Source organism: Lactococcus sp. S47 (genome assembly GCF_016517475.1).
Lineage (GTDB): Bacteria > Bacillota > Bacilli > Lactobacillales > Streptococcaceae > Lactococcus > Lactococcus lactis.
In genome coordinates this window covers 233469-256615 of the sequence record NZ_JACVUB010000001.1, presented here as the reverse complement: position 1 = coordinate 256615, position 23147 = coordinate 233469, and the positions used below count along the sequence as shown (strand labels likewise).

23 protein-coding genes and 1 riboswitch are annotated in these 23147 nt (G+C 35.2%); all 23 genes read right to left on the bottom strand.

All coding sequences use genetic code 11. From position 1 onward, the window contains the following. Positions 1-109 precede the first annotated feature (109 nt). A riboswitch (purine riboswitch) is annotated at positions 110-207 on the bottom strand. 62 nt (positions 208-269) lie between these two features. After that, positions 270-1259, bottom strand: a complete 990-nt coding sequence (guaC, locus tag IAE52_RS01215) for a GMP reductase (RefSeq protein WP_109990862.1) — start codon at positions 1257-1259, stop codon at positions 270-272. A 258-nt stretch (positions 1260-1517) separates the two neighbouring features. Continuing rightward, a complete protein-coding gene (locus IAE52_RS01210; protein ID WP_109990861.1) occupies positions 1518-2135 on the bottom strand; it encodes a TIGR01906 family membrane protein in 618 nt (205 codons plus the stop codon). A 102-nt stretch (positions 2136-2237) separates the two neighbouring features. Beyond that, positions 2238-3011 (bottom strand): TIGR01457 family HAD-type hydrolase, encoded by a 774-nt coding sequence (locus IAE52_RS01205; protein ID WP_012897745.1) that lies wholly within the window; start codon positions 3009-3011, stop codon positions 2238-2240. 49 nt (positions 3012-3060) lie between these two features. Further along, positions 3061-3789, bottom strand: a complete 729-nt coding sequence (locus tag IAE52_RS01200) for an acyl-[acyl-carrier-protein] thioesterase (RefSeq protein WP_033899489.1) — start codon at positions 3787-3789, stop codon at positions 3061-3063. 96 nt (positions 3790-3885) lie between these two features. Further along, positions 3886-4326, bottom strand: coding sequence for a cytidine/deoxycytidylate deaminase family protein (locus IAE52_RS01195; RefSeq protein ID WP_021721810.1), 441 nt, complete (start codon positions 4324-4326; stop codon positions 3886-3888). A gap of 105 nt (positions 4327-4431) precedes the next feature. After that, positions 4432-5235 (bottom strand): glycoside hydrolase family 25 protein, encoded by an 804-nt coding sequence (locus IAE52_RS01190; protein WP_014570581.1) that lies wholly within the window; start codon positions 5233-5235, stop codon positions 4432-4434. 58 nt (positions 5236-5293) lie between these two features. Further along, entirely contained in the window at positions 5294-6433 is a 1140-nt protein-coding gene (gene hemW, locus IAE52_RS01185) for a radical SAM family heme chaperone HemW (RefSeq protein ID WP_109990860.1), read from the bottom strand. A 179-nt stretch (positions 6434-6612) separates the two neighbouring features. Further along, positions 6613-7140, bottom strand: a complete 528-nt coding sequence (locus tag IAE52_RS01180) for a ParB/RepB/Spo0J family partition protein (protein ID WP_003132085.1) — start codon at positions 7138-7140, stop codon at positions 6613-6615. Then, positions 7122-8441: a phosphoadenosine phosphosulfate reductase gene (locus IAE52_RS01175; protein WP_277730413.1), complete on the bottom strand. Its 1320-nt coding sequence runs from the start codon at positions 8439-8441 to the stop codon at positions 7122-7124. The genes IAE52_RS01180 and IAE52_RS01175 overlap by 19 nt, the downstream gene beginning before the upstream one ends. 232 nt (positions 8442-8673) lie before the next feature. Then, entirely contained in the window at positions 8674-9261 is a 588-nt protein-coding gene (locus IAE52_RS01170) for a hypothetical protein (RefSeq protein ID WP_033899482.1), read from the bottom strand. A gap of 48 nt (positions 9262-9309) precedes the next feature. Next, a complete protein-coding gene (locus IAE52_RS01165) occupies positions 9310-10281 on the bottom strand; it encodes a choloylglycine hydrolase family protein (RefSeq protein WP_109990859.1) in 972 nt (323 codons plus the stop codon). Positions 10282-10443: 162 nt separating this feature from the next. Next, positions 10444-11202, bottom strand: a complete 759-nt coding sequence (tpiA, locus tag IAE52_RS01160) for a triose-phosphate isomerase (RefSeq protein WP_003132078.1) — start codon at positions 11200-11202, stop codon at positions 10444-10446. A 130-nt stretch (positions 11203-11332) separates the two neighbouring features. Further along, positions 11333-12184, bottom strand: a complete 852-nt coding sequence (locus IAE52_RS01155) for a MurR/RpiR family transcriptional regulator (RefSeq protein WP_109990858.1) — start codon at positions 12182-12184, stop codon at positions 11333-11335. 61 nt (positions 12185-12245) lie between these two features. Beyond that, the gene (locus IAE52_RS01150) at positions 12246-14198 is read right to left on the bottom strand and encodes a glucose PTS transporter subunit IIA (protein WP_200136628.1); all 1953 of its coding nucleotides are present in this window, start codon (positions 14196-14198) and stop codon (positions 12246-12248) included. 34 nt (positions 14199-14232) lie between these two features. Continuing rightward, complete coding sequence (murQ, locus tag IAE52_RS01145) at positions 14233-15126, bottom strand: N-acetylmuramic acid 6-phosphate etherase (protein ID WP_058204489.1); 894 nt, start codon at positions 15124-15126, stop codon at positions 14233-14235. After that, on the bottom strand, positions 15119-16180 hold the full coding sequence (locus tag IAE52_RS01140) for a DUF871 domain-containing protein (RefSeq protein WP_109990857.1): 1062 nt from the start codon (positions 16178-16180) through the stop codon (positions 15119-15121). Before IAE52_RS01140 ends, murQ begins: the two co-directional genes overlap by 8 nt. 158 nt (positions 16181-16338) lie before the next feature. Beyond that, positions 16339-17310 (bottom strand): L-lactate dehydrogenase, encoded by a 972-nt coding sequence (locus tag IAE52_RS01135; RefSeq protein WP_109990856.1) that lies wholly within the window; start codon positions 17308-17310, stop codon positions 16339-16341. 97 nt (positions 17311-17407) lie between these two features. Continuing rightward, complete coding sequence (locus IAE52_RS01130) at positions 17408-18310, bottom strand: bifunctional riboflavin kinase/FAD synthetase (protein WP_012897735.1); 903 nt, start codon at positions 18308-18310, stop codon at positions 17408-17410. A 30-nt stretch (positions 18311-18340) separates the two neighbouring features. Beyond that, positions 18341-19330, bottom strand: a complete 990-nt coding sequence (truB, locus tag IAE52_RS01125; protein ID WP_109990855.1) for a tRNA pseudouridine(55) synthase TruB — start codon at positions 19328-19330, stop codon at positions 18341-18343. Positions 19331-19469: 139 nt separating this feature from the next. Next, on the bottom strand, positions 19470-20162 hold the full coding sequence (locus IAE52_RS01120) for a hypothetical protein (RefSeq protein WP_033899461.1): 693 nt from the start codon (positions 20160-20162) through the stop codon (positions 19470-19472). A 170-nt stretch (positions 20163-20332) separates the two neighbouring features. Next, positions 20333-21841 carry a flavocytochrome c gene (locus IAE52_RS01115; RefSeq protein WP_109990854.1) on the bottom strand — a complete coding sequence of 503 codons (1509 nt, stop codon included), beginning with the start codon at positions 21839-21841 and terminating at the stop codon, positions 20333-20335. Positions 21842-22005: 164 nt separating this feature from the next. Then, positions 22006-22464, bottom strand: coding sequence for a VOC family protein (locus IAE52_RS01110; RefSeq protein ID WP_017864437.1), 459 nt, complete (start codon positions 22462-22464; stop codon positions 22006-22008). 77 nt (positions 22465-22541) lie between these two features. Continuing rightward, the gene (locus tag IAE52_RS01105; RefSeq protein ID WP_109990853.1) at positions 22542-23114 is read right to left on the bottom strand and encodes a DNA-3-methyladenine glycosylase I; all 573 of its coding nucleotides are present in this window, start codon (positions 23112-23114) and stop codon (positions 22542-22544) included. Positions 23115-23147: the final 33 nt, after the last annotated feature.

Here is a 23147-nt window from a genome sequence, read left to right as displayed (position 1 = left end):
TTCTCTCCTTAAAAAAATTTTTTCTCATCTGTGCCCACAGGTGAGAAAAACGTCTCGTTATAAAAAATAACAAGACGTTTCAAATACGCAAAAAAGAAATTAAATTTACTGAAAAATCGAATTTCCTTATTGTCTCGCATTTACGGTACGAGGTAGAAACGCCCAGCCATATTCTAGGTATAAATAAGATTGTTCTATTATAGACTAAATGCTAAAGTTTTTCAAGCATAAGTTTTGGTATTCCCGAACAATGGGAAAGAAAATGCTTACTAAATCGCATCACCATTCCAAATTGAGTTTTTAACAACAACATAATCAACTTTTGTCAGCGCAGACAAATCACGACCGCCAGCATAAGAAATTGAACTTTGAAGATCTTCTTCCATTTCTTTCAATGTATCTTTAAGTGAGCCTTTGTGAGGAAGGAGAATTTTCTTTCCTTCGACATTTTTGTGTTCACCTTTTTGATATTCTGAAGCTGAACCAAAATATTCTTTGAAAAGTTGTCCGTCACGTTCAACAGTTTGTCCTGGTGATTCTTCGTGTGCAGCAAAAAGTGAACCAACCATTACCATTGTTGCTCCCATACGGATTGATTTTGCGATATCGCCATGAGTACGAATTCCGCCGTCAGCAATAACTGGTTTACTTGCTGCTTTAGCACACCATTTTACCGCTGCAAGTTGCCAACCGCCTGTACCAAATCCAGTTTTAACTTTTGTGATACATACTTTCCCTGGACCAATGCCGACTTTAGTCGCATCTGCTCCAGCGTTTTCCAATTCACGGACAGCTTCTGGCGTTCCAACATTTCCAGCAATCACAAAAGTTTGTGGCATCAAACGTTTAATCAATTGAATTGTTTTAATAACAGAATCTGCATGTCCATGAGCAATATCAATTGTAATAAATTCGGGAATGAGTGCGTCTGCTGAAATTTCACGAATAAAAGCATGTTCATCTGCTTTAACACCAACAGAAATTGAAGCAATCAGGCCTTGTTGGTGCATTTTTTTAATAAATGCCGCTCTATTTTCTGCTTGAAAACGGTGCATGATATAGAAATAGCCTTCTTTTGCAAGCATTTCAGCAATTTTATCATCAATAATGGTTTGCATATTCGCTGGAACAACAGGGAGCTTGAATGTAAAATTTCCCAGTTTTACGCTTGTGTCTGCTTCTGATCGGCTGTTAATGACACATTTATTCGGGATAAGTTGGATGTCTTCGTAGTCAAATACTGAGTTTAGATTATTCATTGCAATTTCTCCTTGAGAATGAGTAGGCTTTTATGAATTTCTAGCCTGTGAACTCATTTATGATTTGATTTACAGAAAAGACCGACCAAACCCTTCGGGTTTCACTAGTTGAACGATTATAAAATCTCTGTCTGCTCAACCTTCCTTATTCATTTTATCTCAATTAAACGGTTTTTTTAGTTATTTACTTCTATTTCTTCAAAAAACACATAACATCATTCGGAAATAGCAAACAATAAAAAAACACCGACCATTCTGTCAGTATTTTTTCTTTAAAAATAAAGTTCCACGTCTATAAATGACAAAAAAGATTAATTCATAGATGAGTAAAAAGATTAAAAAGCTATGCATGAAAAATTGCTCAGGCAAAACGCTAATAATCGGGTCTGTCGCTGGGTCAAAGAGCCAACTATTATCCCGAAAAAGCACTTCATGAAAAGCTACAAAAAATTGGTCAAAGCCAATTAGCCAAGCAATAACTCCAATTGCTAAAGGAAATAGCATAACAACTCTAAGCGCATTATGGAAAACAAGCGAAAGATTTTCTTTTATAAATCGAATAATGAAAGGAATCAAAATGATTGTCAGAAAGAAAACAAGCATAAACAAATTTTTCACTTCTGCGAAATGGTGAAGACCACTTGCTGACGAGGGGAAATCAGGCATAGATAGTTTCGTTTCCAAAGGATTAATTAAATAATTCATTAGAATTAAAAAATTATGCCATATTTTACCGGCAGTTATTTGAACTAAATCGGTTAATTGATACCAAAAAATTTCACCAAAAAATAAGGGAATCGCCAAAAAAATAGTTAAAGTTACTGACAAGGCAATAATCCATAAAATACTAAATCCAAAAATGACTTTATCTCTCATAGGCGCTCCCAAAGTATTCTAAAATTTACTGACAGAAATTAATTTTTCCGTCAGTAAATTTTTAAAAGCAATCAATTACTGACAGACCTGTCAGTAATATTTTCAAACTTCCCACTCATCTAAACTAGCTACAACATAAGTCGGAGGAACTGGAAGATTTGGTACTTCTTCAGCTCTTGTAAATCCAGTTGTGACAAGCAAGCTATCAATTCCGTTATTAATGCCCGTATGAATATCTGTCAGATAATTATCGCCAACCATTAATAAATCAGATTTAGGAAGCCCTAATTTTTCGACCGCTTTATTGGCTATAATAGCTTCTGGCTTACCAATAATGGTTGCTTCAACTCGTGTTGCCGCTTCAAGCATTTTTATCAGCGCTCCAGCTCCAGGAGTCAAACCACGTTCGTTTGGCAAATTCAAATCTGGATTTGTTCCGATAAATTTAGCTCCTTTATGAATTGCCAGAGTAGCAAGGACAAGCATTTCATAAGTTAAATCAGTATCTAAAGCGACCACAACGTAAGCTGGATTCTCACGATCTTTTTTGTAACCTGCCTCATAAATCGCTTCTTTAAGACCATCTTCTCCAATGATATAAACTGTTTTTTCTAAGCCTAAATCATTCATATAATCAACAGTAGCAAGACTTGCAGTATAAATCGTTTCCAATGGAGTGTCAATATTAAATTGTTGACTCAAACGGCGTTGTACCACGCGCGGTGTTTTTGTTGTGTTATTTGTGACCAAAAGATAAGGTATTTTAGCCTCTTGTAGCCGATGAATGAAATTCTCGCCTGCAGGAATACGCTTATTTCCCAAGTAAATTGTCCCATCAAGGTCAATTAAGTAACCACCATATTTTTTATTTGTCATTTTATTCTCTTCTACTTTTTATCACTAAAACTTACTGACAGAGCTGTCATTAAATTTTTCCCCAGTGAATTTCAATTTGAGTACTTCCGTCATTAAAATTGTGATGACTCACTTCGTCTTCCCAAGACATTAAAGCATTAATTTCTTCACCATAAAGGACTTCATGATTATATTTTATAAATACATGTTTGGGTTGATGACTTTTACGGAATTCAAAATCCACCATATCAGCTGCCCAATCATAATATTTCGCATTATTAACATGTCCATTCATATCTAATGCTGAAAAACGGACAGGATAAACAATTTTTTGAGCATCACTAAATTCGTCAATTTTACGGAATTTATGAGGACGTGAAATTTTTGATACTTTTTCAGATTCATAAGGATCAACAATTTCATCCAATACACGGTCAATTTTTCTCGTTGCCTTATCCATCAAAACCCAAGTTGAACGAACTTCAACTAAAACTTCTCCATTTTCATCTAAAAATGAGAAATTCCGATAACAAAAGAATTTATTATAACTAGTTGCTTCAGTTTCAATTGTTATTTTTTCATTAAATTCTGGTAAACGATGAATCGTCAATTCATATTCAATAACTGCCCAAAAGAGACCATATCTCTCAAATACCCAGACATCTGAGCGTCCAAGTGCCGTTGATTGCTCTCCAGAAATCTGTAAAGCCACAGCTAAAAGGCTTGAAATTCGCATTTTTTTAAAAGCATCACTTTCATAGAAAGGAACTTGATAATTTTGTTGATATTTTATACCCATTTTATGATAACCTCGCCTTCTATTTTAGCAAAAAAAAGAGCAATTTTCATAAATTGCTCATCTATTAGCCAGAGTTTTTAAAGTTCTCAGAGCTAATTAAATTTTTTCACAGGCGATTTCTAAAGTATCAATCAATAATTCTTCATAAGGATCTTTAGCATGATACTCATCAATGTATTTAATTTCTTTCACACCAGCAGCAACAACTAATTTCAGGCAGGCAAGGCAAGGAAATAACGTTGTATATAAAATCGCACCTTCAGGTGAAACGCCATGTTTAGCAGCTTGAGCAATCGCATTTTGTTCTGCATGAACCGTTGCTACACAGTGTCCATATTTATCTTCAGTACAACCAATATCTGTACAATGTGGCATCCCCGAAACCGCACCATTATATCCCGTAGAGAGAAGTTGACCATTAGGACTGACCAATAAAGCTCCTACTTGAGCATGGTTACAAGTTGATCGTTTTGCAACCACTTGGACAATTTCTTTAAAATATTCATCTTTACTTGGTCTTGTAAATTTCTCTGACATCATGAACTCCTTAATTGCTTTTTGATTTATTATAGCAAATTTATTTATTTCAGGCTTAATAAAAAAACTTCCAAGAGAATCATAAATTAACTTGGAAGAAAAATTTTATTTTTGATTTTTAAACAATTCATTATAGTTGGTTTGGTTATTAACCATATTCAAATCAACATTTCCCGAGTAACCTGGTAAAGTTCCTTGGTCAGTAAATTGTTGCATTTTATAACTTAAAGTCGTTTCTGGTGAAGCATCCCAATAACCTGTATTTCGTCCATAGGCAGCAATCCAAATCGCTTTAAATTTATCAACTTTTATTTGATTATCTCGCAAGAACCAGTCTTGGGCATAAATACCAATGTTTTTAGCTCCTTGTTTCTCCAACTCAGAGCGAAAAGCCTCAATCCCTTGGTTCATATTTTTCATATTGGTTACCTCGACATCAAGCCAATAATAGGTCGGCTTATAAGGGCTTGCTCGACGATAAAAGTCTCTTGCTTGCTTCCTCATTTCAGAAGTGTTTTCTCCAGTCACAAAAGCATAAACCGCAGTCGGGATTCCCCGCTCTTGGAAAGCTTTAATGTGCTGTTTATAGGCAGTATCTTCTCCATCCTTGCTTGCTGAATTATCAGCATGACCATAAGAACCATTGACACGAATAACCGCACCAATCACATGCTGACTTAAGGTGTTGTAATCAATATCTTCTGGACGTTGCCAACCCGAAAGGTCAACAACTGGTTTATTCAAATCCAAAACCTTCTCATCCAAAATATGATTTACAACAATTTTTTCAGTTGCTGCTTTTTTAGGAGGTTCTACCGGTCGAATTCGTACTAAACCAAGTAAGGCGATCATTGCAATCATGGATGCTGTAAAGATAAAAGCTCCCATTTTTTTAAGTTTACGTCTCATTTTAGGTTTCATTAATTATATTGTAACATAACTTTCACAAAAATTCATCACGATAGCATTAAAAATTAATATCATCGAGCAAAAATTTCTCAAAGACATTATTCCCCAACTCAAAACCTTTGTCTGTCATATGGATTCTTTGTCTATCATTATATAATAATTTTTGATTAATAAGTTCTGTGATTTGTTCACCGTATAATTTTTCAAATGAACACTTGAATTTATTTTCAAACTTCTCAACCAAAACTCCCGATTTTTTCCGAAGACCTAAGAACATTTCTTCTTCTATTTGAGATTTTTTACTTAAAACTTCTTCATTTATCCTTTTTTCAGTTGGAGCAGCTTTAAGGTAATGATGAACTGGACCAAGATTTTTATAACGAATCCCTGCTAAATATCCTGACGCTCCAGCGCCAATTCCATAATATTGCTCATTATCCCAATAAGTTATATTATGTTTGCTCTCAAATCCTGGTAAGCCAAAATTTGAAACTTCATAGTGATTATAACCATTTTTAGCTAAAATATCCATGATATATTCATACATGTCCGCATTTTTATCTTCACTTGGCAGGCGTAAAAGACCACGACGTTGTCGATTCATAAAAACTGTATGATCCTCTAAAATAAGACTATATAAAGCCACATGTGGTAGTTTTAATTCTAAAAATTTTTCAACATCTGACTTAACCATCTCCATCGTTTGCCCAGGTAAAGCATAGATTAAATCAATCGTAATATTTTCAAATCCAGCTTTTTTCAGTCTTTCAACTGAGTCATAGACCTGAACTTCTGTATGTGTCCGCCCGATTTTTTTGAGCAAAGCATCATTAAAAGTTTGGACACCTAATGAAATTCGATTGACTGCTGAATCAGCCAAAACTTTAATAACCTCATCTGATAAATCCCCTGGATTTGCTTCAACAGTAAATTCTTCCAAAACTTCTAAATCTAACTGTTCAGCAATCGCTGTCAGTAAACGTTCAAGTTGTTGGGCTGATAAAACGCTGGGCGTTCCACCACCAATATAGATTGTTCTTAATTTTTCTATCTCGAAACTTTGAAATTCTTCTATGAGCGATTCAATATAAGCATCAATCGGCTGTCCTGTCATCAGTACTTTAGCAAAATCGCAATAATAACAAATATGAGAACAAAAAGGAATGTGAAAATAAGCCGAATTAGGTTTTTGCAACATTTATAAATCCCTTCAAAAATTTTTCCTATTCAATGAAAGATAGTGAGAGGATTAACCCTAAAATTAATCTTACCAATAAAAATCACAAATACTTGACCTATTATAACACACCTATGGATAGCAATTGACTTTACAAAACGGAAAATATAGATAAAAAAGAGGATAGCTTTAACTACACTCTATTCTTCTTTATCCCATTCCCAAGACCGTGAAAACTCCCCTCCTTTAAACAAAGAGGCAAGCCCACTTAATTGTTTGAGCCTTAATAATTCTTCTTTATCCATTCCAATATTTGTCATAATCCACCGATCACTTAAACCAGCTTCAACCAATTGTTGAACAATTTCTGTCATTAATTCTACTGAATGAGTCCCTCTGGCACGATTATGGCGAATAGTGCTGGCTATTCTATCTTCTAATGGGCGATCAATCACAGAAACGGGTAAACAGTTCCCTTCTCTTTGCGCAATCGTTTCAGAATTTTTCATTACAAGATAGCGGTGAAAACCATCCACGATCTCATAAGTATCATTTTCTTTGTCATAGTAGCAGACAATTGGCATGGTATAACCATCTTCTAATATCGACCGTTCTAAAAGTTTAAATTCAGTCGGCGCAGTTTTATTAGGATTATATGAATTTGCTCTAATCTTTTCAATTGGAACCCGTCTCACTTGATAAGCTGGACTTACAAAAAGCTCTCCCATTTTTTCATTGCCTCCTTCTTCTTTTGCAATTCATCTTTCGTTTGACCAAATCCCATATATTGACAGGAAGTATCATTTTTTAAAATGGTGATACACATTCTTTTATAAGAGGGAACTAATCTGAAATTTTTAATTGGTACATCATCAGGGTATTTTTTGAAACGAACTAATTCATATTCCTGTTTGTAATTTCGATTATTTTTTGGAGTACCTAAATTTTCAAATTGCAAATTTGTTTCTTCAAGTTCACTGACAACTTTCTGAGGCAAAGCTCCCCCATTTTTTGTCCAGTAAGTCAGAGAACTCTGGAACTTTTTCAGATAAACTTCTCGAATATCCTCTGGTAATGTCTTGAGTAAAAAGTCAACATAGGTCTCCCAAGTATGCCCCTTAGGAAGACTGACTCCACGATAACCAAGAGCAATTGTCCCACCATAAATAGCCGCAAAATTTGCTCCATTGACACGACCAATCAATTTTCCCCAAGTCTCTGGCTCCAATGCTTGATACAATTTCAAAGATGAGACGCCACATTGATGAAAAGGATTGGCAACCCTCATACTTTTAAAGGGTACTCCTGCTTGAAAATATAAATCATATAAATGATTATAATCAAAAGAAAATTTAGCATTTGCTACCCAGACATCCTCAAACAACCAATCATACATCGGATAAAAATTGAAAACATTATGAAAAATTCGATGACTATAATTTGTAGTTCCAAATCTTGAAAAAGTTTCATCACGTGTCACAGCATTAAAGCGATTTAAACTTTCTTGAGCTCTGATTCCGACAAGAACTGCTGTTCTTTCTGCTTTCTTTTCTTGATGAAGCCACTGACAGAATTTGCTTTGAAAATCATAATCAGACATTCCTATTTCAAAAAATGGGAAATTGTGATTTTCAAGATGAATTGCTCCTTCTGGAACTGAATTCAACCAGAGTTCGGGATGTTCAGGGTCCCAAGGAAGCCAAGTCGATTGTGACATCGATATTCCACAAGAAGCAGAGACAGGCATACAAATATGATAATAATCAAAATCAGGATATTTCCCCATTGAGCGTTCTATATAGTCTTTGGTTTCTTGATAATTCCCCTCATAGTCAAGATAATAAACAGAAACTGCTATTTCTTTGTCAGCAAGTTTATTTTCTTCATAATAACGATGAACAAGTTCTAGCATCAATCCAGAATCTTTCCCGCCAGAAAAGGAGACAATTAAGTGGTCGAAATAATTACAAATATAATCTAGTCGTTTATTGAAAGCTTCGTAAACATTTTCCTTCTGATATTTTCTCACATTCGTTACCTTTCGCATAACTTTTTCAACATTTCACTTATTGAGCTTAAACCATTTAAATCATATTAAAGTTTAGGTCTTCCAATTGAAACCATATTTATTATTTTAAAATACAAAAATTAAATATAAAATACGTTTATATCTTTATATTTTATTATAAATTACTTTATTTTGCAATTTTATATTAGAATTGTACTTTATCTTAAGGCTTAAATTATAAAAAAAGTACTTGTCAAAGTACTTTTTTATAATTTAAGTATTTTCTTCTTCCTTCAATAAGGAATAACATTGTCAAACTAAGCAAGATGAGATAAATTGGAAAAGCAACTTCTGCGAAATTCCAATGATGAATCTCTGTAAAACTTGTTGATGCAGAAAAAAGACTACCTAAAAACAAGAAACCATTTTCTGTTTCGGGATACTTCCAACCTTTTAACATGGTAGGTAATGCGGCTAGAGCATCTGATAATATCGCAAGAGATATTGCAACATTAGGATTTTTAGTCAAATACCAAGCTACTAAGGCCAAAATAGAAACAAGGCCACAAATATAATCAAATCTTTCAATTCTCCAATAAGCTGCTTTGTTAAATGATGAAACAATAAAAACTAAAATTGGACCAAAGCCAGCCATAAATACGGGTAAACTTGCCCAAGAAACACCAGTTGATAAGGATGCTGCTGTACTAATCAATGGAGCAATTCCCCAAATTAACCAAGTAATTCTATTCGGTTTAACTCGACCACGCAGACTAGCGATAAGATAAGTAGTTGTAAAAGATATTGAAATAAGTGCGCCTAAAATAACAATGAGATGCATTAAATTCTCCTAAAATAATTTTGTTTTCATTATAACAAAATCTTAAGATTATAATTCATCTGGGAAACGATAGACTTGTATACTTAAATCATCATACGTTTGTAAGTAAAGTCTGCGACTGTTCACTTCCACAGCACTGCGATAAACAGTATAAGTCCCTGAGCGGCCTTCAGACTTTGGAACTGTAACACCATTTAAAATATGCCATGCCTCAATAATATTTTGCTGTTCATCTTTAGGATACACCGCTCTTTCTTTGTAAATAGCTGCTCGAATAAATCGAGCTGTTGGTGTGAATCCTCCAGGAAAAACTGGTTTCCCATTGAAACTTCCTGTCGAAATTTGGTTAGGATTATCATTTTTTACTGACAGATTTTCTAATGATGAATTACTATCCTCATTTTTACTGACAGAAGTATTTTCACTTTCTGTCAGTAAATTGATATCCATATAAGTCCTTAATTTCTCAACTTCATTCTCAAATTTAGGAGCATTTGTAACCACACCAATTGGATTATCTGAAATGACCAATCGTCCACCATGTGGTTCAATATTAATCATTTGGCCGCTTGGATCTGTCGCAGAAAAATGTAAATCATTACGTCCAAATTTGTAGATTGCATTTTCATCAGTCATCAACTGTACATTATCAATATTCTGACGAACTTCCTCAATTGAACGGCAATTCCCCAGCAACCAAAGCAAAAATTCAAAAGCAGCAAGTTGAACTTTTCCCTTCTCTGCTTCTTTAGCGTAATCTGACTGATTTGAAAAAGTTAGTTTTTGTGCCGCCAAGCCATATTCATTTACACCATCTGAAATATCAGCATGTAATCTCATTTCGCTATTTCCGACGCCAAGGATGGCATATGGATTAATCATTTTTTGATTGTTATAGACGCTTGTCCATTCATAATTCCTTGGTAGAACAAGGGCAGCGGCATTAAAAGTATGCCAATCCATTGTTCTAGCAAAAACCAATCCACCGTCACTTGACTTTAGTTGAAAACTGGTACACATTTTTCTCCCCTTAATTAATTTGTCATCTCTTTATTTTATCAAAAGTTTTACTGATAAAGATACTAGCAGAACTATAAACTTCAATCCTATAACAAAAACTAAAAAATGTACGAAAAAAGTACTGACAGAATCAGTACTTTCATTCAACCCATAATTATAAAATTATTTGTACATTTCAAGCAATGCAAGGAAGCTATCAGCTTCAAGTGAAGCTCCACCAACGAGGGCACCGTCGATGTTTTCTTTAGCCATCAATCCTTCGATTGTTTCAGGTTTAACTGAACCACCGTATTGGATACGTACAGCTTCTGAAACTTCTTTTCCGTAAAGTTTTTCAACTGTTGAACGAACAACACCACAAGTTTCGTCAGCGATTTCGTTTGTTGCAGTTTTACCAGTTCCGATTGCCCAGATTGGTTCATAAGCAATAACCAAGTTTGAAACTTGTTCAGCACTCAAGCCAGCAAGACCAGCTTCGATTTGACCTGAAACCCATTCAGCTGTTTTTCCAGCTTCAAAAGTTTCCAAAGTTTCACCACAACAAAGGATTGGAGTTGCTCCAGCAGCGAAGATTGCTTTTGCTTTTTTGTTGATGTCTTCGTCAGTTTCGTGGAAATATTCACGACGTTCGCTGTGACCGATGATGATGTATTCAACACCTAAATCAACGATAGCAGCTGGACTATTTTCACCAGTGAACGCTCCAGCATTTTCAAAGTAGCTATTTTCAGCAGCAAGTTTCAATTCTGAACCTTGACGAAGGTAAGCCATAGGAGCGAGGAAAAGTGCAGGTGCACCGATAACTGATTCAACATTATCAGATGAAGGCAAGTTATTTTTTACAGCTTCAACAAAAGCTTGCGCTTCTGACAAAGTTTTGTTCATTTTCCAGTTACCAGCGATAATTGGTTTACGTGACATTCTAATTCTCCTTATAGGGCGTTTAAGCCTCTTAAATTTTGGACTTCAGTCCATCTTTTACATGGTCTATTTTATCACATTGTGAAAAAAATTGCAGAAATCAACTCATCATTAATAAATTTCAATCCTATCACTTTTTTTCCAATAATTTTATAGCATCACGTGTTTTTTCCAACTTGTCATAACTTTCTGTAAAATGCTCTGATACATACATATAAAAAAGAATGTCAACAACATAAAGCTGAGCCATCAAACTCATTGTTGCAGCAGTCCGCATTTGATAATCTTCACCCGAAACAGAATGAAGAATACAATCAGCCATTTGTCCTAAGCTTGAATTTTCCCGAGAAGTAATTGCAATAATCGGGATTTTCATATTTTTTACCACGCTTGCGAGTTCCAGAACTTCTTTTGTTTCCCCCTTCATTGAAATTCCAATGAAGATTGTTTTTTTATTAGAAACAGAAAGAGAGGAAACAAATAAATGGGCATCTTGAATAAAGATAACTTGCTTGCCAATTCGACTAAACTTTTGAAAAATATCCTGAGCAACCATTGAAGATGCTCCAATTCCAAAAACAAAGATATTCTCAGCAGCATCAATTGAAGACACAGCATCCATAATTTCATCATCCAACAGAGCAGAATTTGTCGTCTCTACCATGTGATTTACCCGGACTTTGAGTTTATTCTTAATTGAAGTAGGTGATTCAGAATCATTTACTTCCTTGTAGTATTCTTCATCATCTACATGAGCAGCATACGAGGCACTCAATTTTTGTTTAAACTGGGAGAATCCATCATAACCTAACTTTCTGGAAAATCTTACTAAAGCCGCAGAGGAGCTACCAATTTCTCCAGCCACTTCTTGCGCACTTTTTTCTAGCATTTTCTCTCCGACTTCAAAAATATAGTCAGCTATTTTTTTCTCAACTGTCGTAAAGCTAGAATAATTTTGCCTAATGATAAGTAAAGTATCCATTTAACCTCTCCGTTCTTCTTTAATTATAACAAAGAGGTTGGTATAAACCAACCTCTAACTTTTATGCTTTTACTGTTATAATCTCTTGACCTTTACTTATTTTCCCACCATGACTGATAATAATTTCTCGATAAGTATCAGAATTTGTGATAACCACAGGTGTAATTATAGATAAACCTGCTGCTTTTATTTTTGAAAGATCTGCTCTTACCAGTAAATCTCCTTTTTTGACACGATCATTTTGCTTAACGAAACTTTCAAAAGCTTCACCATTTAAGCCAACAGTATCCATTCCAATATGAATTAGAATTTCAACACCGTCATCACTAGTCAAACCAATCGCGTGCTTAGTTGGAAAAACTGTAGTAACAAGTCCATTGACGGGCGAAACGACATCTCCATTATCTGGTTCAATGGCTACTCCTTTACCCAACATTCCGCTTGAGAAAACTTCATCCTCAATTGTAGAAAGTTCTTTCACATTCCCCTCAAGTGGTGATGCAATTGTTGAACTAGAAAATTCTGGAGTTGTCACAACACGTAAAGTAGGTTGAATAGTTTCCATTTGGACTGATTTTCCATAATTATCTGCTTTTTCTTTTGCATCTTTAGGAATACCAAAGAGATAAGTAGCAATAAATCCACCAATATAAGCACCCAATAGTCCAAGAAGATAAACCCACCATTTGCCATTAGCAATAAGTGGAAGGAGGGCAAGGCCTGAAGGGCCAATAGCAATGGCTCCAGCTTGACCTAATGAACCGATGATTGCACCACCAATCCCCCCACCGATACAGGCAGTGATGAATGGACGACCAAGTGGTAGGGTAATCCCATAAATTAAAGGTTCTCCAATTCCTAAAATTCCTACTGGAAGAGCACCTTTAACAAGTTCGACAAATTCTTTATCTTTTCTCAAACGAAGCCAAAGCGCAATCGCAGCACCAACTTGACCAGCTCCAGCCATTGCAAGGATTGGCAATAATTGTGTTGAGCCCGTTTTAGCAATCATTTCTAAATGAATAGGGGTTAAGATTTGGTGTAAACCAAACATAACCATTGGTAAGAAAAGTACACCCAAAACAAAGCCAGAGAAACCACCACCAACTTGAAGAATAAAGTTAATTGCCCCGACTAAACTTGAAGAAATAACTCCCGCTACCGGCATAATGGCAAAAATCTCCGCAAAACCAATGACCAATAAACCAATGGTTGGTGTCACAATAATATCAATTGAGTCAGGAATAAATTTACGTAGTTGTTTTTCTAAAATCGATAGTAACCAAACAGCGAAAATTACGCCAATAATTCCACCTTGTCCTGCCGAAAGTGCACTTCCATTAAAGATATTTTTCAATGGTGCTTCTGGGTTCATTCCTGTGAGCAAGGAAACCGCACCGATAACACCACCAAGCGAAGGTGTCGCTCCAAATTCTTGAGCTGAATTAATTCCGACATAGATGGCTAAGTAAGAAAATATTCCAGATTGAATAATTTTTAAGACGGTAATAAACTGGGTCCATGTTGCGGCATCTAAGGTACCAGCAGTGACTAAGTTTCCTAAAACAGAGGCCAGCCCACCAATCAAACCGGCACCAACAAAAGCAGGAATCAATGGAACGAATATTTTAGAAATCGTATTAAGAACCGCTTTAAATTTTGAAGGCTTATTATACTTTTCTTTAGCTTCCGATTTTGTTTTTGCCATTAAATCATCAATTGATTGACCTTCAACACTTGGGAAAGTTTCTCCTAACCTTACCCCAACTGTCTCAACCATTGCTTGAGCAACTTTATTTACAGTTCCAGGTCCGATGACAACTTGTAGTGTTTCATCTTCAACGACACCCATCACTCCATCAATTGCCTTTAAACCAGCTAAGTTAACTTTTGAATCATCAATAATGGTCATCCGAACACGAGTCATGCAATGAATCAATTTTTTTACATTTTGTGTTCCACCAACATTTTCATAAATCTCTCGTGCAATACGAGCTATTTTTTCTTCTGCCATTTTTGCTCCTTCTCCTACCTTATAAGGTAAATTCTTAATTCAGAGTATTTTTCACAAAACCATTTGCTCTAACAAGCTTGGTTTTTCCTTCTTCTGCTGCACAATCAGTTAATAACATGACAATTGCAAGTTTAACATCTTGATCGGCTTCAATGAATTTTTCTTCGGCTTCTTCATAAGTACAATCTGTCGCTTGCATAATGATGCGTTTACTACGCTCAACTAATTTTTCATTTGTTGGTTTAACATCCACCATCAAGTTATTATAAACTTTACCAATCCCAATCATTGAAATTGTTGAAATCATATTCAAAATTAATTTTTGAGCTGTTCCCGATTTTAATCTTGTTGAGCCTGTTAAAAATTCTGGTCCACAATCAACTTCAATTGGAAATTCGGCATGTTTTGAAATTTCAGCATTAAGATTACAAGAAAGGCTTGCCGTTTTAGCACCAATTTCTTTAGCGTAATCTAAAGCTCCAATTACATATGGAGTCCGACCACTGGCAGCGATTCCTAAAACAAGGTCGTTCTCATTCAACTTCAAATCAATCAAATCTTGTCTTCCAAGTTCAAGACTATCCTCAGCCCCTTCGACAGCAACCGTCATTGCTTTGTCACCACCGGCAATTAAACCAATCACTTGGGTAGCTGGTACGCCAAAGGTTGGGACACATTCAGCGGCATCAAGTACACCTAAACGACCACTTGTTCCAGCACCCATATAAATCAAACGGCCACCTTTGTTAAAAGCTTCAATCGCTGATGAAATAACTGGTTCAATATTTGGAAGTGCTTCTTCAACTGCAAAAGCAACTTTTTTATCTTCATTATTCATTTTAATAAGCGCTTCTGCGACAGTCATTTGGTCAAGGTTAAAAGTTTCGTCATTTCGTCGTTCTGTTGTTAGTGTTGATAAATCAATCATTATTTTTCTCTTTTTCTATTTTAAATTTTTGTCCTGGGCCAATAAAAGAAATAAGTTCTAAATCTTCTTTAATAATATTTCCCACAACATTTACTTTTTTATCTGCTGGCAAATTCCTTTTAGTAATTTGAATTTCGCCCATATAACGACCATATTCACAATTATCAATAGTAATTGAGCCTTTTTTTCTCTCAATTGTATTTTCTGGATTTATTTCAGAAATTTCATTGAAGCGGGCCTGAGCGCTGCGGATCACATCTCTAGCATCATCTTGTCTATTTTCATGCTCACCGAGAACTTTAGCAAAATCACTTGTTGCTTGGGTTGCTTGCAATACAAGTTCCCTCTTTTGAAGATATTGGTTAATCTGCCAAGCTGTTCTTGCTTTTAATCCTCCATCCCCAACATAAATATGATCTATATTTATAGATTCCATATCAAGTAAAGAAGAGAGTGGATGTTGATAGCGGTGCGCTTCAAGGGTTGGTAATCCTTCATATAAAGGATGGCGTAGAGAATCATCTCCCGGAATAAAGGCCATAACTTTAAATGAATTTCTTTTCAAAAATTCATTTTTTCTAAGAAAGCTCTCCCGAGAAAGGCCTGTTTCTGGTCTTGGGTAATAGTTGTGCCAGGCTTCAAGCTGATTAAAGTTTGCCTTGTATTCTTTTAACTCGTCAATATCTTCTTGCCTAATCGTACTGGCATTTAGACTGACTGTCATTTTTTGACTGACTTGCGCAATTGTCTCATTGCTGATATGATAATCCATTCTGAGACCAGTTACTCCAAGTTCTTGAAGTTCTTCTACTCTATCAATAGAAAATCCAGCTTTTTCTAAAGCTTGACCTGAAATATCAACCATAAGTTTCAAATGATTCTTTTTAGCAGCTGTTCCTAAGTCTCTTAGCCTTTTTTTATATAGACTTGCTTCATCCTCGGGAATATGCATCGATGTGAAAATCCCTTTAAAACCATGATTAGTCATCTTGTCAATATATAAATAGTCCTTTTCATTCAAGTCCCTATTCATAAAAATTGAATAACCGTACATTTTTTATCCTTCCGAAATATTATTTCTTGATAACGTATTCATTATAACCTAAAAGAATTATTATTTCAAGTATCAATTTAATCTTTTTTTATTTTGAAATATTATTTCATTGTTTTGTATAATAAAAAGAATAAATTTCTTTATTCTTTTTATTATATTTACAAAGTACATTTTTCTTTAATTGAATCAAAATTCTCTTTAAGAAGAACCGTTGAAGCTTTAAATTTTTCTTGCTCTTCTTGAGTTAATTCTAACTCTAGGACCGCTCGAACACCTGTTCTATCAATAATTGCAGGACTTCCTGTATATAAATCGGACTGGCCATACTCTCCTGTCAAATAGGCAGAAACTGGCAGAATCACGCTTTCATTTCTAAAAATTGCTCTTGTCAAACGAGCTAATGAAGCAGCAATTCCGTAAGAGGTATTTCCCTTTTGCATAAAGATATCCAAACCTACTTCACGAATTTCTTGATCAATTTCATCGAAGGTTGGAAACTCTGGATTAGGATATTTTTTGAGCCACGTTGTTAATGGAATCGCACCGACTGTCACGTTTGACCAAGCGGCAAAACTTGATTTCCCATGCTCAGCTAAAACATATCCATGAATACTTTTAGGATTAATTTGGAGTTTTTCAGCAACGATCTGGCGCATCCGACTAGTTTCTAAAAGCGTTCCTGTTCCTATCACACGATGTTTAGGCAAGCCAGATACTTCTGCAACAACTTGGGCAAGGACATCAACTGGATTTGATGCGACCAAGAAAATACCATCAAAACCTGCATCCATTGTTTTACGAGTTATATCACGAATCATTTCGACATTATTTTCTAATAACTGTAGGCGATCTGGATTTTTTCCGAAAGTTGCTGATGGAGCATTGGCAGACAAAACAACAATATCTGCATCAGAAACATCTGAATAATCAGCAGCATAAATGTTTTTAGGAGCTGCGTTTAGATAAGGAAGCGCATGAAGCAAGTCTAAACTGTTGGCTGAAGCTTTACTTTTGTTGGTATTTATTATTGCAATTTCATCTGCTAAATCATCAACAACTAAGTTATGAGCATAAGTACTCCCGACGGCTCCAGCTCCAACAATTACAACTTTTTTGTTATTAATTTTCATCTCTTTTCATAATAAAAAAACAGCGGATGTCATTTTGACTCACGTTGTTTTTCTACTCCCTTTCCAAATCTCTTTTCCCAATTTACTTACAGTTTATTTACGCTTTGAAATCACGAGCAATTTGCTCGTCTTCTTTCATTTGTTTAATTAATTGATCTATCCCATCAAATTTAATCATATCACGAATTTTATCTAGCCATAAAACAGTCAATTTCTCACCATAAATTTCTCCATTAAAATCAAAAATATGAACTTCAACTGTTTTTTCAGTCCCGTTAAAAGTATCATTATATCCAATTGAAGCAAAGCCACGATGACGTTCTCCAGCAAAAATGACATCACAGGTATAAACTCCAACAGCTGGCAAATGAACGTAATCTTTAATTACTAGATTTGCTGTTGGATAGCCCAGTTGTCTTCCGCGGGCAAAACCATGAACAACAAGGCCTCTTGTTTCATAAGAATAACCTAAAAGTTCATTTGCTTGTGCAATATCACCTTCTTCAACTGCTTTTCTAATACGTGTCGATGAAATTTTTCCATGTTCATCCGCTTTTTCCGGCATGATGACCACACGGTAGTCTTCCGTTGACTTGAGATTTTTCATATCAGAACCTGTCGTATAATCAAATCCTGTAATCACCACTTTGGGATTAAATCTTTTGACGACACTTTCTGCGAATTCAGTTGAAGTTTGATGAGCAAAATTAGAAGTGAAATCTTTAAATACAAGGTAATCTACCCCATTTTCAGCAAAGAGCTCTGCTCGTTTTTCATCTGAAGTTAATTTCAAAAGCATTTCAGGCTCAAATTTGTTGAAGGTTAATGTTGGTTTTTCCGGAAAGGTAAAAACAGCTATTTTTAAATTCAATACCGCCGCAATTTTTTTAGCTTCTGTAAAAAGACTTTGATGTCCTCGGTGTAATCCATCAAAATAACCGAGGACAAGGATAAGTTCTTCATCAAATTTTAGTTCATCATTAAATTCTAATATTTCCATTTTTCTCACTTTGGCTCATATTGCTAAGAATTAAACCAATACTTTATTTGGTTTCCAAATTCCTGCTTTTTCTGGATGTTTCATGTAAACAGCAATTAATTTATCATCATAAAAGGCTGCAAATTTATCTCTTGTCAGTTCTGACAAGTCTGTCAGTAAAAATTCACTTTTATTAGACTTAATGACAGGGCTGTCAGTAGTTTCATCTGTAACCCAATCATCCTCAGCAAATTTTTTTCCAACTCGTGCCATTTCAAACTGATCAGCAGTCAAATTTACTCTTGGCAAATCACTGACAGCATATTCTGCTGGGTACATTAAGCTAGAAAGCTCTCCTGCCTCCATTGCTACTTCAATATCTGAGAGTTTGACGGCATCTTTAATCATCAGTCCATTACTTGCTGTTCTTTGCAATTTTGACATATGTCCTGCGTAACCAAGTTGCTCTGCTAAATCTACTGCTAATGTTCGGACATAGGTTCCTTTGCTGCACTCAACTTTGAAAGAAAAGCTTACCAAACCTGCCGCTTCATCAGTCATCACGGAACTTGTTCTGACAAATGATTTGATTGTAATCTCTCTTGCCGGACGGTCAACTGTCTGACCAGCTCTGGCATATTCATACAATTTTTTTCCGTTAATTTTTACGGCTGAATACATTGGAGGAATTTGCTTTATTTTTCCAATAAAATTTTTCATTACTGAGTCAATTTCAGACTCTGTCAGCTCCCGTTCTACTGGCGTTTTACTAACAATTTCCCCGTCAGCATCTTCGGTTTCCGTTGAAAAACCAATAGTAACTTCACCTTCGTAAATTTTACCTGCCGCTTCCATGTATTCTAATAACCGCGTCGATTTTCCAACGGCCACTGGTAAAACGCCTGTCACAGAAGGGTCTAAAGTTCCACCATGTCCAATTTTTTTTGTTTTTAAAATACCACGAAGTTTGGCAACAACATCAAAAGATGTCCAGCCCGCTTCTTTATAGACATTTAAAATGCCATTTAAATTTTCATTCATCCTGAAAATTATAGCATTTTTTGACTAAAAAATCACTTACAGTCTTTATGATTGGTTCTTTCCATAAAAAAATTACTGACAGAATGTCAATAATTTCTCTGACTAAAAAAGATTGATCAAAGTCAATCTTTTATTATACTTAATTTCCCGTTGGAACTTTTGTGGCGTTTATTGATTTGATTTGTGAACTACCACTATTTAGCGAAGCATCCGAACCATATTTAGCTACAAGTTGCGCACCTGTCAGTGTTTCTTTAGTTTGCCATTGAACCATTGGCCATGGATCCTGTGCCATTCTTAAACCTGTCTGCGTTGGATCAGGAACTTGTAAATAATAGGTTCCATCAGCATTTTGTTGAATACGTGCTGTATTTTGTATAACATTGACAGGGTCAGAATACGTGGATACGCCATTTGAACCTACATTAACAAGATAAGTTAAGTAAGATTCTCCAGTATAAATATCAAATTTGCCTTGAGCATTATTAACCCATTGGGCATAAACTGCATCTTGCTGCTTTCCAGTTAGAGTTGACCAGCTTTTTGGAGAGTCATTACTTGAAGATGCCGAAGTCTTTGAACTACTTGAAGCGGAAGTTGATTCTTGAGTTGAATCACTCGTTGTACTAGAGCTTTGTGATTTACTACTTGTGCTCTTACTTACTTTTGTCGAGCTTGTTTGTGCAAAAGAGGCTGACTTATCAGGAGTTTTATGAGGATAAAAAACTTGATAAGCAATGATTCCGAGAGCAACTACTAAAATGACTGCCAAACTAGCAATTGCAATTACTTTTTTGCTGTTTTTTGAACTCGCTTTTGAATGTTTTGCCATAAAAAGCCTCCTTAATAAAGCTTGAAAAATACTTTTTCATAATTAAATTATACTTAATTTTCTTATCTATTTCAAAGAATTTACCTTTAATCAATCTTAATAATACAAAAAGTTACTGACAAATACTCCGTCAGTAACTTTTATTCTTAATAACTACTTATAAGTAAATATTAATTGCTTGTTTTAGCATAGGCCGCAGATTGAGTTCCAGCTTGTCGTCCAAAGATAACAATATCAGCAACAGCGTTACCACCAATGCGGTTACCACCATGGAGACCACCTGTAACTTCTCCGGCAGCATATAATCCTTGAATTGGACTACCATCTTTTTTCAAGACTTGAGTATTTGTATTAATTTTTACCCCAGCCATTGTATGGTGAATTCCTGGAGCCACTTTAATGGCATAATACTTACCTGATATTTCAGTAGTCATTCCTGTTGTACGACCAAAGTCTTCATCTTTTTTAGTTGATACAGCTTTGTTCCAACCATCAATTGTTGAAGTCAGTACTTTTTCATTAATGTCGAGCTTGTCAGCAAGTCCCTTGATACCGTCAGCTTCAACGACCATATCTTTAGACATATACTGTTCAACTGCTTTTACTTTATCTTTAGTTCCTTCTCCAAAAATAACATAAGAATATTTTCCTGGTTGTTTAAGTTCAGCAGCAGAAACTTTATCACGAGTATCCATTTCATTAAAGAAACGTTTCCCTTTTTGATTTACAAGAATCGCCCCTTCACCACGAATTGATTCTGAAACAAGATAACCTGTTTTTTGGAATACAGTTGGATGAATTTGAATTTTATCCATATCAACTAATTCCCCACCAAGTTCTGAAATCATAGTAATTCCGTCACCAGTTGAACCAGCCGCATTTGTTGTCACATAATCTTTAAGGTCAGGACGATATTTTGCAATCATTTTCTTATTTGCACCGAATCCACCTGTTGTAACAACGACTGCTTTAGAAGAAATATCTTTAGTTTCACCCTCAATCTTAACTTTAACTCCAGATACTTTACCATCTTTTTCAGTAATTTTGGTAACATCACTATTTACAAATAAGGGAATATTTCGTTTGGTAATATTTTCTTCAAGACCTTTTACCAAATAACCACCAACTGCTGAACCATCATGTGGTCGGTGAGTTCTTGAAACTGACATTCCCCCTGTCGTAGTTAAATTATCTAAAACAATTCCATTTGTATTTAACCAATCAACAGCACCAGCCGAGTGGTCAACAAAATAACGAAGGAGTGCCTTGTCATTCGTACCACCACCACCTTTGAGCGTTTCTTCATAAAATTTATCATTTGAATCAGCGACACCTTGTGCTTTTTCGACTGATGTTTCTGATGCGTTCAAACCAGCTGAGGCTTTTGAAGTATTTCCACCAGCAATTGGCATTTTTTCTAAAATGACTGGATTCATTCCAGCATCTTTTGCTTCAATTGCTGCAGTCATTCCAGCCCCACCAGAACCAACAATAATCACATCGTATTTATCACTTAAAGTAGAAGGATCAGCATAGATGTTTGATTTACTTGCACCAGCCGAGGTTTCAACTTTCTGAGACGAACTTGATTGTCCTTTTGTATTCTTTGTATTACTCCCACAAGAAGTCAAAGAGAGGCCCACAAGCGTTAGTAAGCCTAGTTTAGTCCAAATTTTCATAAATTACTCCTTTTGTGTTAAAATTCACATAGTTATTATAACAAATTTTTAGCAACTTTCCAAATATCTATAAAATTTTTAGCTGTCATTAAAAATATTTTCAGAATAAATCACAAAAAGTACTGACAGAATCGTCAGTACTTTCCATTTTTACTTATAAAGATTTATGAGTTCGATTGTAACTTAGAATAAGGCTGAGCATGTAGCATCCAACGCACTCCGTACTTGTCAGTAAAATCACCCATTTTCCCACCCCAGAATTGATTTTCAAAAGGTAAATTAACAGTGACTGTCCCCGATTCAACAGCCTTGTTCCAAAAAGCATCTGCTTGTGAGACCGCTTGTTCGTCTTCCGAATCTAAATCAATTAAAATTGAAATGGAATCATAAACAAGAGGATCAACTTTCATAAAATTGTCCGCAGCCATAATGGTTGAACCTAGAATGTCAAATTGAGAGTGCATTGTTAAATCGGAAGCCTTCTCGATTGGAACCCCAAATTGTTCAGCTTGTTCTTCAGCCAGAGGCAGTCGTGAAATATTTGTCGCTCCAAGAACATCTTTATAATAATCTAATGCTTCCTTCGTATTATTAAAAGTAAGATAAGGGTGAATATTAGCCATAATAAGCTCCTTTTCTGATAAAATTTTATAGTAATTACAGCTTTAATACTATAACCAGTTTACCACAAGAAAGCGCTTCAATCCATTAATTTTGCTTGTCTATAACAATAATCTGCGTGGTCATTAATCACTCCTACAGCTTGCAAGAAAGCATAGATAACCGTTGAACCTGTAAATTTAAAACCGCGTTTCTTCATATCTTTACTCATTTTGTCAGAAAGTTCATTTGTTGCTGGAATTTCTGACTCATCATTAACTTGATGCTGTAAAACTTTTCCGTCAGTAAATGACCAGATGTACTTATTAAAGGAGCCAAATTCTTTTTGAATTTCTAAAACTTTTTGAGCATTAACAATCGCCGCTTTAACCTTTAATTTATTTCTGATAATTCCCGCATTTTGTAAAAGTTCTTGTTCTTTATTCTCGTCATATACTGCTATTTTTTCAATTTCAAAATTATCAAAAGCTTCATAAAAATTTTCTTGTTTATTTAATATTGTTGCCCAAGAAAGCCCTGCTTGATTTAAATCAAGGACCAATTTTGCAAAAAGTTCCTGATCATTATGTAAAGGGACTCCCCAATAAGTATCATGATAATGAATCATTTTATCAGTTGACAAACACCAATTACATCTTCTTAATTCAGTCATTTCCTACCTCAATCCACCCACTTTACATAATAG